At 67.3% G+C, this 11,103-nt stretch carries 4 protein-coding genes and 1 pseudogene; 4 read left to right on the top strand and 1 reads right to left on the bottom strand.

Features of this window, described 5'->3' with window-relative positions:
- Positions 1-192 precede the first annotated feature (192 nt).
- The 4 genes from dgt (at position 193) to AC1RVW_RS26210 (ending at position 10,682) form a co-directional block, all read left to right on the top strand.
- The gene (gene dgt / locus AC1RVW_RS26225; RefSeq protein WP_493203514.1) at positions 193-1,575 is read left to right on the top strand and encodes a dGTP triphosphohydrolase; all 1,383 of its coding nucleotides are present in this window, start codon (positions 193-195) and stop codon (positions 1,573-1,575) included.
- 334 nt (positions 1,576-1,909) lie between these two features.
- A complete protein-coding gene (locus AC1RVW_RS26220) occupies positions 1,910-5,113 on the top strand; it encodes an AAA family ATPase (protein WP_493203512.1) in 3,204 nt (1,067 codons plus the stop codon).
- Entirely contained in the window at positions 5,113-8,391 is a 3,279-nt protein-coding gene (locus AC1RVW_RS26215) for an AAA family ATPase (RefSeq protein WP_493203510.1), read from the top strand. Before AC1RVW_RS26220 ends, AC1RVW_RS26215 begins: the two co-directional genes overlap by 1 nt.
- A 20-nt stretch (positions 8,392-8,411) precedes the next feature.
- Positions 8,412-10,682: an AAA family ATPase gene (locus AC1RVW_RS26210; RefSeq protein ID WP_493203508.1), complete on the top strand. Its 2,271-nt coding sequence runs from the start codon at positions 8,412-8,414 to the stop codon at positions 10,680-10,682.
- A gap of 3 nt (positions 10,683-10,685) precedes the next feature.
- Here AC1RVW_RS26210 and AC1RVW_RS26205 read toward each other — a convergent pair.
- A pseudogene (locus tag AC1RVW_RS26205) lies at positions 10,686-11,103 on the bottom strand (hypothetical protein); the annotation flags it as partial.

Below are 11,103 nucleotides of genomic sequence, written 5' to 3'. Positions count from 1 at the left end.
ACGTGCTGCCATCAGCCGTTTTGATCACTACAACGCAGTAATGAAAGCGTCCAAGCATGCCGCGCCCGTGCCGGCTACGCAGGCAGGCAATAGTAAGAACGTGGGCACTCAAGCAAATGGGGATCAACCCAAACCACCGCCGAAGTAAAAGCAGGCCACCTTCGGGTGGCTTTTTTTTGGGAGACAAAGTAGATGCTGTACGACACAACTAACGACACCGGTCGAGAAAAGGTGGAAAACGAAGAGCACGACGTGGGACGCTCGGCATTTCGTCGCGACTATGGACGGCTGCTGCATTCGCCCAGCTTTCGCCGGCTCCAAGGTAAAACTCAATTGTTCCCAGGACATGAGTCAGATTTTTTTCGAAATCGGCTTACGCATTCATTAGAAGTCGCACAGATCGCGAAGGGCATTGCGCAATTGATCAATTCACAAGAGGCCGTCTTCAGAGACTCACCTATTGATGTTGATCTGGTGGAGTTTGCTGGCCTGGCCCATGACCTTGGACATCCCCCATTCGGACACAACGGCGAGCACGCGCTCGACGATTGCATGAAGAAAAATGGAGGCTTCGAGGGCAATGCACAGACGCTGCGCATACTTTCTCGAGTCGAGAAGAAAACCCTCCGAGACAGCTCCGACAGCGATGTGTGTGGCATCTCAGCGGATGGCAGCGATCGTCGTCTTGGCCTGAATCTCACGTACCGCAGCTTGGCTGCCGTTCTAAAGTACGACAGCCCGATCAAACTGATGCGCAACCACGGCGAACCGCTCGCCAAGGGGTACTACGAGAGCGAGGCGACGTTGGTCGCAGCCATCAAGCAGCACGTGGGCACACCTCCGGAAGGCGTCGCATTCAAGACGATCGAGTGCCAGATCATGGACATTGCCGACGACATCGCGTACTCGACATACGACTTGGAGGATGCGATGAAGGGCGGCTTTGCGCATCCCCTGCAGCTTCGTTCAAAGGTTCTTGGTAGTCCGAGCCTTATTGCAAAACTGATCGAGAAGATCAAGCGCGAGGTGCCGGACGTCGAGGAATATCAGGTGTTGTCCGCCATCGATGATCTTCTTAATCTAGATGCGTTTGAGGGGCGTGGATCCACCGATAGCCTTTCCAGTTACGAGACGTCTAAGCTTGTGGCCTCCGATGGAATGACACGTTGCGAGTTTTCGTCCGAGCTCGTAGGACTGTTCATGCGTGGAGTGAGCGTGGAGAACCCTGGAGACAAAAACTTGCGCTTCTCCAAGATCCACGTGGATCGTGACATCAAGATCAAGATCGAAACGCTCAAGCATCTGAACTTCTTATTGACGATCATGTCGCCGCGTTTGAAGGTGGTGGAATACCGAGGCTACGAAGTTGTCAAGACGATCTTCGATACCTTGAATTCTGAAGAAGGTCACCTTTTGCTGCCCGACGATCTGCAACTCATGTACGGACGGTTGAAAGAGACCGATACGAAGAAGAGGCTCATCTGTGACTTCGTCGCTGGCATGACGGACCGATACGCAGTCGAGTTCTATTCCCGCTTGCGCGAGTCGGGAGCGACAATTTTCAAGCCGCTTTAAGGTCCGTCGCCCAGGGAGTCGCTGCACTAAGCGAAGAGCTTCCGGAAGTTTTCACTTTGTTCGTCACTCGAACCACATCTTTGCAGTTTCCTTGGCACACTCGAACGAGAGTGGTGACAGGGATGGTGAAAAATAGCTTTTGAATCAAGACCCTGCGTTTCAGGTTCTCTGTCACCCGACACAGGCTTCCCAGCACCCCAGAACGCCCGGCCCTTGCCGGGCGTTTTGCTTGGCGGATGCGTCAAGACCTTGAGGCAGAATCTGCGCCAATTTCGTTCGCGCCCACAGGACTCCTCCCATTCCCTCCAGCCTCGCTTTCTTCGAACTGACCACCGTGGCCGGAGAGACCGTCGTCACGTCGCTGGCCTTTCCCGAAATGGCGTGGCTCGGCAGCAGCGCGCATGCGATGGCGCGGCGCATGACGCAGGCAGTGCAGTCGCACCTGATCGACAAGGGCCGCTACCTCGAGGCCGTGCAGATCAGCGATCCGCCGGCATTCGAGCGGCACGAGTTCGACGTCGACCTGCCGGGAGGCAGCGACCCGCTGCTGCATCCTCCACGCCGCTGTCGCCACGTCGCGTTTCTATCCAGCGGCCCGGCGAACACGCCCTGCATCGGCTACGTCCCCGCGCTGGGCATCGTCGCGCTCGCCGAGGCGGAGCGCCTGCGCGAAGCCGTGAGCGAGGCCATCGTGCTCGAGCACCGCCGCACCGGCCGGCAGACCGACGTGCGCCGCCAGGTGGCCGCTCAATGGTTCGAACAGGTCGAGCTGGCGCAGTTGCCGCTCGACGTCGTGTTCCACAGCGCCGAAGCCTTGCGCAAGCTGAAGGACGATCGCGCCAAGCCGCTGCTTCCCACTGTGGCCGACAAGATGAGCGTCGGCTCGCGCCCCGCCATCGGGCTGGCTGAGCCGCTGACAGCGCTGAAGCGCGCGTCGGAGGGCCGGTTCGCGCGCAGCGTGCTGATCGTCGGCGCGGAAAGCAGCGGCAAGACGGCGTTGATCCATCAGTACGCACGCGAACGCCGCGACCGTGCCGGCGGCTCTCCGTGGGAAACCAGCGCGGCGCGGCTCATCCAGGGCCTGACGCGCGACGGCAGCTGGCAGCAGGCGCTGACCACGCTGTGCCGCGAACTGGCCGCGCGCGAGGTGGTGCTGTACGTCGGCCATCTGGCCGAGCTGTTCGAGGTCGGCCAGTACCAGGGCAACAGCGTCAGCCTGGGCGATGCCTTGCGCGAGCCACTGGCGCGCGGCCAACTGATGCTGCTGGCCGAAGCCACGCCCGCCGAGCTCTCGCAGATCGACCTGCGCAGCCCGGGCTTCTCGGCACTGTTCCAGACGGTACGACTGCCCGAACTGCCCGAGGCCGAGCAGGAGCGCACGATGCTTGCCGCGGTGGCGGCGCTCGCGGCGGAACACCGTGTCGCGGTGTCGCCCGATGCGGTGTCCGAGCTGATCGCGCTGCAGCGCCGCTTCTCGCCGTACTCGGGCTTTCCGGGCAAGGGCATCCGCTTCTTCGAGGAGCTGATCCTGCACGTGCGAGGCCAGCAGGGCGCGGCGATCGGGCGCGACGACGCGCTCACCGCGTTCTGCGCCGAGACCGGCATGCCGCGCCGCATGCTCGACGCGCGGCTGCCGCTCTCGCTCGACGAAGTCGACGGCTTTTTCCGCAGCCGCCTGTTCGGCCAGCCCGAGGCGCTGTCGGTCGTGACGAACCTGCTGGTGGCCACCAAGGCCGGGCTCGCGCGCGGCGGCAAGCCCATCGCGTCGATGCTGCTGATCGGCCCGACCGGCGTGGGCAAGACGGAGACGGCCAAGGCACTGGCCGAGTTCATGTTCGGCGACCCGCGCCGCATGATCCGCATCGACATGAGCGAATACGCCGACCCCGCCGCCGTGCTGCGCCTGCTCGGCGATCTCGGCGGCGACGAGGGCGTGCTGATCGGCGCGGTGCGGCGCCAGCCGTTCTCCGTGGTGCTGTTCGACGAACTCGAAAAGGCCCACCCCAGTTTCTTCGACCTGCTGCTGCAGGTGCTCGGAGAAGGCCGCCTGACCGGCGGCGACGGCCTCACCGCCAACTTCTGCGGCAGCTTCGTGGTGATGACGTCGAACCTGGGCGCCGAGGCGATGCAGCGCACGCCGATGGGCCTGGGCGCGGTGCGAGGCGATTCGCGTACCCACTTCGAGCAGGCGGTGCAGCAGGCCTTGCGCCCGGAGCTGTTCAATCGCATCGACCACATCGTGCCCTTCGCCGCGTTGTCGACCGCCGAGCGCGCGCCGATCTTCGGACGCGAGATGACACTGCTGCGCAAACGGGAAGGCCTGCTCGAACGCAGTGCCGAAATGACGCTGGACGACGGCGTCGCCGACCGTCTCGCCGCACTGCCCGGCGACGAGCGCTATGGCGCCCGCGACGTGCAGCGCGTGCTGCGCCGGCAACTGCTGATGCCGCTCGCGCATGCGCTGTCGCCGCATGCCTACGTCACGCCGCTGGCCGTGCGGATCGGCGCGGGCGACGCCGGCCAGCCGCTCGGCGTGCGCGTCGACCCGCTGCAGCGCCCGATCGACAACGCGCCGCTGCTGACCGCGGAGGCATTGGCCGACGCGCGCCGCCATTGGCAACGCGTGACCGAAGGCCCGCTCTTCGTGAACCTGGTGAACCAGGTGTTCCGCCTCGACGACGAACGGCGCCGCTACGAAAAGAAGCGCAAGCGCGCACCGCACCTGCCGCATTGGGACGGCACGCCGTCCGCCAGCCGCGCCCGCACGCTGAGCGCCGTGCAGCAGACGGCGCAGGGCTTGTTCGCCGAGATCACGGCACTCGAGGGGCAAGCCCTGCTCGCGCTGGTCGGCGAATCCGACGCGCCACCCAACATCGCCGCATGGCGCGCCCGCTTCACCGCGTTCAAGCAGCAGGCTTTCCATGCAGTGCGGCCCGACAGCGGCGTCTGCACCGTGGGCTTCTACGCCGCGCCAGCCTTGGCCACCATGCTGCATGACGCGTGGTGCGAACTCGCGGCGCTCGCCGGCTTCGAATTCCGCTCACAGGTAGTGCGGCTCGGCGACGAGCCCCGCAAGCCCGCGCCGCCCGCCGACACCGAGGCACGCGATGAAAAGCGCGAGGAAAAAACCGATGAAGAGGCATCGCCCAGTCCGTACCTGAAATTTCCCTGGCCGCAGGCTTCGGGCCGCAAGAGCCTGATCGTGGGCTTCGAGATCGAGCTCAAGGGCCCTGCGGTGTTCGACTACTTCCGCCAGGAAAGCGGCGTCTGGCGCATCTGGGTCGCCGATCGCAACAAGTCCGACGCCTGGGTCTCGGTGCGCAGCGGCACGCTCTCGGGCTTCGAGACGCCCCACAACGTGCACCGCCAGCATTTCTTCGACAGCCGGCCCGTGCATCGGGTTCTGAGGGAAGGCGTTCTGGCGTCGCAGCAGACCGACTGGAAAACCTCGTTCCCGGACGCGCCCGCCTGGAAGCACGCGCTCGACGCCCAGTTCGACGTGCTGATGGACCGCATGCTGCTCGGGGAGGACGACTGATGAGCGGACGCGGCAGCCTGCGCATTCCGGTTTTCGTCACGCATCGCAAGGAAGCGGGTTACCGGCTGCGCTGCCTGTTCCTGCCGGAAATCGACGCGACGGCCATGCGCTACGAAGCAGCGCTGAACAAGCTGCGCCAGGCCGTGGTGCATCACTTCCGCGGCACGCGCAGCACACGCGCCACGCTCGATGAGCGCCTGTGGCTCGGCTTCTCGCCTGAGCTGCGCTTCGAGCTCGTGCCGCTGGGTTTCGACAGCGGGCGCCGCTGGGTCGAGGGCGCGTTCGCCGCGGCCCACTTCACGGTCGGCGGGCGCCGCTACGCCTGCCTGCCGCAGCTCGACGGTACCGTGGCCGACCTCGGCGAATCGCACCTCGACAAAGCCCAGCGCACCGAGCGGCTGGTGGCCAGCATCCAGGCCTGGTTCCGCGAGCAGCGCAAGGAGCGGGGCGACGCCTTCGACCCGCAGCGCTACCTGGCCGCGCCCAATGACGAACTCGGCGAGCTCGAAATCTCGATGCACCTGGCGCAGGGGCGTTTTCCGTTCGAGAGCGAGCACGACCTGCGCGCCGCGCTGCGCGACGACGGCATCGGCGACGGGCCGACCGAAATGGCGCGCGCCGCCGTCGACCTGAACGATCTCTACCCGGACGAACTAACCCAGGCGATCCTGCGCGACGACGCGATCGAGGAACTGGACCGCGCGATCTACCGGCCCGACGGCGGTGCCGGAGCCATCGTGCTCGTGGGTCCGCGCGGTGCCGGCAAGACGGCGCTGGTGCACGGTGCGCTGCGGCAATTCATGGCCTCCGAGACGGGCCGCGACCGCGCGAAGCTGCAGAAGATCTGGCATCTCGACCCGATGCGCGTGATCTCCGGCATGAGCGTGATCGGCCAATGGCAACGCCGCATGGCCGTGCTGCTGCAGCACCTGCAGTTCCGCCTGCGCGACGATTTCCGCATTGCCAAGCCCGACCATCTGTACTGCGACAACCTCGTCGCGCTGCTGGCGATCGGCAAGAGTTCGCAGAACACATTGACGCTGGCCGACGTGCTGCGCCCGTTGCTCGAGAAGCGCGCCTTCACCATGATCGGCGAAGCCACGCCCGAGGCCTGGCAGAAAGTGCAGCAGCGCGACCGCCGTTTCGCCGACCTGTTCCGCGTGATCCGCGTCGAGCCCCCATCGCGCGAGACGGCCATTCGCATCGTCGGCTGGCGCCGCGCCGAGCTGGAGCGCCAACACGAGTGCCGCATCGCCGCCGGCGCGGTGGCCGAGCTGCTGAAGATGGAGCGCCGCTTCGCCGCCGACGAGGTGCTGCCGGGCTCCGCGATCCGCGTGCTCGAGCGGCTGGCCGTGCGCCACGCGCGCGCAGAGGTCGGCCGCGCCGAAGTGCTGGCCGCCTACACCGCGGCGTACCACTTCCGCGAGAAGCTGTTCTCCCGGCAGATCGGCCTGGCACCGGCGGAAGCCGCGGCGCATTTCGCGGCACGGCTGATCGGCCAGCCCGAGGCGCGCGCACAACTGGTCGATGTGGTCGCGCTGATCAAGTCCGGCCTCGCGGCGCCGGGCAAGCCGCTGTCCTCGCTGCTCTTCATCGGACCGACGGGTGTGGGCAAGAGCGAGGCGGCGAAGCTGCTCGCCGACTTCCTGTTCGAGGACGAAGGCGGCCTGGTGCGCTTCGACATGAACGAATACGTCGACGGCGACGCAACCGGCCGACTCATCGGTGACGCCTACCGCCCCGACGGCCAGCTCACCGCCGCCGTGCGCCAGCGCCGCGCCTGCGTGCTGCTGCTCGACGAAATCGAGAAAGCCCATCCCTCCGTGCACGACCTGCTGCTGCAGGTGCTCGGCGAAGGCCGGCTGACCGATGCGCTGGGCCGCACCACTGACTTCTCCCAATGCGTGGTCGTGCTCACCTCGAACCTCGGCGCCGGTGCGGCGAGCCGCCACACCGGCTTCGTGCGGCAGCAGGCCGACGTGGCACATACCTACCGCGAGGCGGTCGAGCGCTTCTTCCGGCCCGAATTCCTCAACCGCATCGACCAGGTCGTCGGCTTCACGCCGCTGGGTGCGGACGACATTGCCGCCATCGCCCGGCTGCAGCTGGAGCGCGTGCTGGCGCGCGACGGCTTCGTGCGCAGGTTGACCTTCCTGAATGTGTCGGCACAGGCGCTGGACCACCTGGCGCGGCTCGGTCACGACGAGACGCTCGGCGCGCGGGCACTGAAGCGCGGCATAGAGCGTGCGCTGACGCAGCCCATCGCGCAGCGCCTGGCGGCTTCGCACAGCGGCCAGCCGATGCTGCTGGACGTGGCCTTCGGCGAGGGCGGCCTGACGACCCGCGCCACCGTGCTCGACTACGCCACGCGGCGCACAGTACCGCTGCCGGAAGACGCCGGCTCGGCCGCCGGTTACCAGGCGCTGGCCGCCGTCGCCGACGCGCTTCATGAACGCCTGCGCGCGCAGCTCGACGCGGCGCCGGCAGAGCCCGAAGCACTGGCGCTGCGCGCGCTGCAAGTGCGGCTGGACCCGCTGCGCGAGGTGCTGGCACGCCGCAGCTGGGATCTTTCGGAGCGCCGTGTCACACCGGGACGCGCGGTCAAGCAGAGCCTGCCGCGGCCACGCGAATGGCGCCAGACGGGCCACCAACAGGCGTTCGACGAGTTGATGGCGCAGCAGGACATGCGGGACTTCTTCGAGCAGCTGTTTGCCGGCGCGTCGCCGGTGCGGGGCATGGACACCGAACTCGTGCGCTGGCAGCTCGAGATCGACCAGCTGGCCAGCCGCGCCGACAGCCTTGGCCGGCATGGCATCGAGCGAGTAGCGGTGGAAATCATGCCGCTGCAGACCGGTGCCGGAGAGACCGCGGTGGAAACGGCATGGGCCGACTACGCAACGCTGATCGCGCAGCTCGACCTGCACGAACTGCCGTCGCCGCGCGCCGGCGTGCGCTGCTTCGAAGGCATCGGCCTGCGCGACGCGTTCGGCGGGGAATGTGGCATTCACCTCTGGTACGTCGGCGACGACCGGCCGTTGCCGCTGGCGGTGCGGCTGCTGTCCGTAGAGCAGGCCGCACCCGATGCGGCGCCGGCACCGCTGCCCACCGAGATCGTGCGCATCCGCCTCGAGCCCGCCCGCCCCGGCGACCACCGGCGCCTGACCGACCTGCGCTCAGGCCGCGTGCGCAAGTTCAGCGGCCCGCTCACCGAAGAAGACTGGCGCCTGCTGATGTGGGACGGCCGTGCCGCGGCCCGCACGTCCGCGGCGCAGGACTGAGAGAAAAGACCCGCACCCGCATGGCCACGCTTTCGTACCCCCTGGTGTGCTGGCAGCTCGACGACACGTCCGTCTGCGGCATCCTGCTCGGCACCGACTTCCAGGTGATCGAGCGCAACGCCCGCCGCGTGAAGGCCGCGCTGGCCGAGACCCTGCAGCGCGAACGCGAGCGCGATGGCTACGTGCCCGAGCCGGACATCGACAACGCGCGGCTCAAGCTGGTGCATGTGCCGGTCAACCTCGCGCACCGCACCGACAAGGGCAGCTTCCCGGTGCCCCGTGCAACGGACTTCCACGTGGCGGCCGTGTTCGGCGAGAACGAGGAAGACGGCTACGCCAAGTGCTACCTGCCCTGGCTCGACCAGAGCTTCTATTACTACGACGACGCGCAGCTGCCGGTGCTGATCGAGCACTACACCCGCGAATGCCTCGACGGACTCTCGCCCGAGGCGGCGCAGCGCTTCCTGATGCCCGCTGCGCCATGGCTCGACCAGATCGACGTGCGGCGCGACGACAAGACCACGAACAGGCAGCATGTGCCGCGCCACCTGCGCGAGGCTTACGCGCAACTCGATGCCGTGGCCGATCGCCTGCCCGAGACCGGCGCGCGCCGCGGCCTGCATGTGTTTCCCGAGGTGGCCTGGGAGCAGGGTGCCCTGAGCGACGAAATCGCGGAGCGGCTCGCGCGCGGCGGCAACCTGCTGCTGGTCGGCGAGCCCGGCGTCGGCAAGAGCGTGGTGATCCTCGAGGCGATCCGCAAGGCGCACCGCCTCACGGTCGCGCGCGACGCGCCGCCGACCTTCTGGCGCAGCCATGCCGAGCGGCTCGTCGGCCGCGCGAAGTACCTCGGCGAATGGCAGGCGCTGTGCGACCAGACGGTGGAGTGGCTGGACATGTCGAACGGCCTGCTGTGGGTCACCGACTTCGTGAACCTGCTGCGGGTCGGCGGCGAGAGCCCCGAGGAATCGATGGCCGCCTACCTGCTGCCGGCGCTGCGCCGGGGCGCGCTGCGGCTGGTCGGCGAAGCCAATCCCAGCGAGCTCGAAATTGCGCGCCAGCGGCTGCCCGGATTCATCGACTGCTTCGAGACCCTGCGCCTGCCCGAGATGGACAGCGTACGCGCGCGCCGCGTGCTCGACCTCTTTGCCGGCCATGCCAGGAACACGCTGTCGATCGAGATCGAGCGGCCGGCGCTGGACACCGGCTACCGGCTGCTCGGCCGCTATGTGCGCTACGACAGCTTTCCGGGCAAGGCAGTGCGCTTCTTCGGCGATTGCGTGCGCGAAGCCATCGCCGGGCAAACGGGCGTCGTGACCGAGACCGCCGCCATCGCGCACTTCGCAAAGAGCACCGGCCTGCCCGAGAGCTTTCTGCGCGACGACCAGCCGCTGGACGACACGCAGGTGCACGGCTTCTTCGCACAGAAGCTGTTCGGCCAGGACGCGGCCATCGGCCACCTGAAAGACGTGGTCTACCTCTTCAAGGCCGGGCTGAACGACCCCGCCAAGCCGATCGCGACCTTGCTGTTCGCCGGGCCCACAGGCGTCGGCAAGACCGCGGCCGCCAAGGCGCTGGCGCGCTACTTCTTCGGTGCCGGCGGCGGCGCCGATCCGCTGTTCCGCATCGACATGAGCGAGTTCCAGCACGCCTTCCAGATCGCGCGCCTGATCGGCTCCGGCAAGCGGCCGGGGAAGCTGGTGGAGCACGTGCGGCGGCAGCCGTTCTCGGTCGTGCTGCTCGACGAGATCGAGAAAGCCGATGCCTCGGTGTTCGACCTGCTGCTGACGGTGCTCGACGAAGGCCGCCTGCGCGACAGCCGCGGACGCATGACCGACTTTCGCAGCACCGTGATCGTGATGACGACCAACCTGGGCGTGCGCCACGGCGCGTCGCTGGGGTTCGGCGAGCCGGCGCCGAGCGACGGCGCCGTGCACGACATCCGGCAGTTCTTCCGGCCGGAATTCTTCAACCGCATCGACCGCGTGGTGCCTTTCGCGCCGCTGTCGCGCAGGGCCATCGAGGCCATCGCGGTGCAAGAGTTGCAGGCGATCGCGCAGCGCGAAGGGGTGGCGCGCCGCGGCGTGCGCCTGAACTTCTCGCCCGAGGTCGTGGCATTCGTCGCGGACAAGGGATTCAGTCCGAAGTACGGCGCGCGGCCTTTGCAGCGCGCCGTCGAGCAGCATGTGGTGGCCGCGGTCGCGCGGGCGATGTTCGGGGCGGTCGCGGACGGGGCATGCCTGGAGGTAGCGCTGGTGGACGGGGTCGTCGTGGCAAGACCGCAGCCCGGCTGAACCTCACCGCTGCTGAGGACACCCCAGCCTGAACTGCTGGTCCCGCGTGCGCTGGCGCTCGTCCCGCAGCCAATCCTGCGAATACGCGCCTTGCGGCTGCCGCCCGATCGCGTCGATCCAGTTGATGTGTTCGGCAAGGCCGCTGCATTCGGCCATTTCGTTCGCCACGTTCTGCGCGACCTGCCTTTCGTACTGGTGCTGTTGCGCGGCGACGGCCGCGTTGTCGCGGATCGAGGCTTCGCGCGCTTGCGGGCTCATGCCGTCGGCGATGTTCACGTCGCGCCGCAGCCGGACCGTCGTGGCGCGCGAGCCTTCGGGGCACGGGCCGTCGGAGTAGGCGGCCTTGCCTGACGGGGTCAGGCACTTGGTCACCTCGAAGGTGTCGGGGCCGGTCGCGCCAGGGGAGGCCACGGGTGGGGAG

It is taken from the genome of Variovorax sp. MPBD4-3, assembly GCF_058809745.1.
The sequence above is the reverse complement of the archived record's forward strand: the minus strand, read 5'-3'. Positions and strand labels throughout refer to the sequence as shown.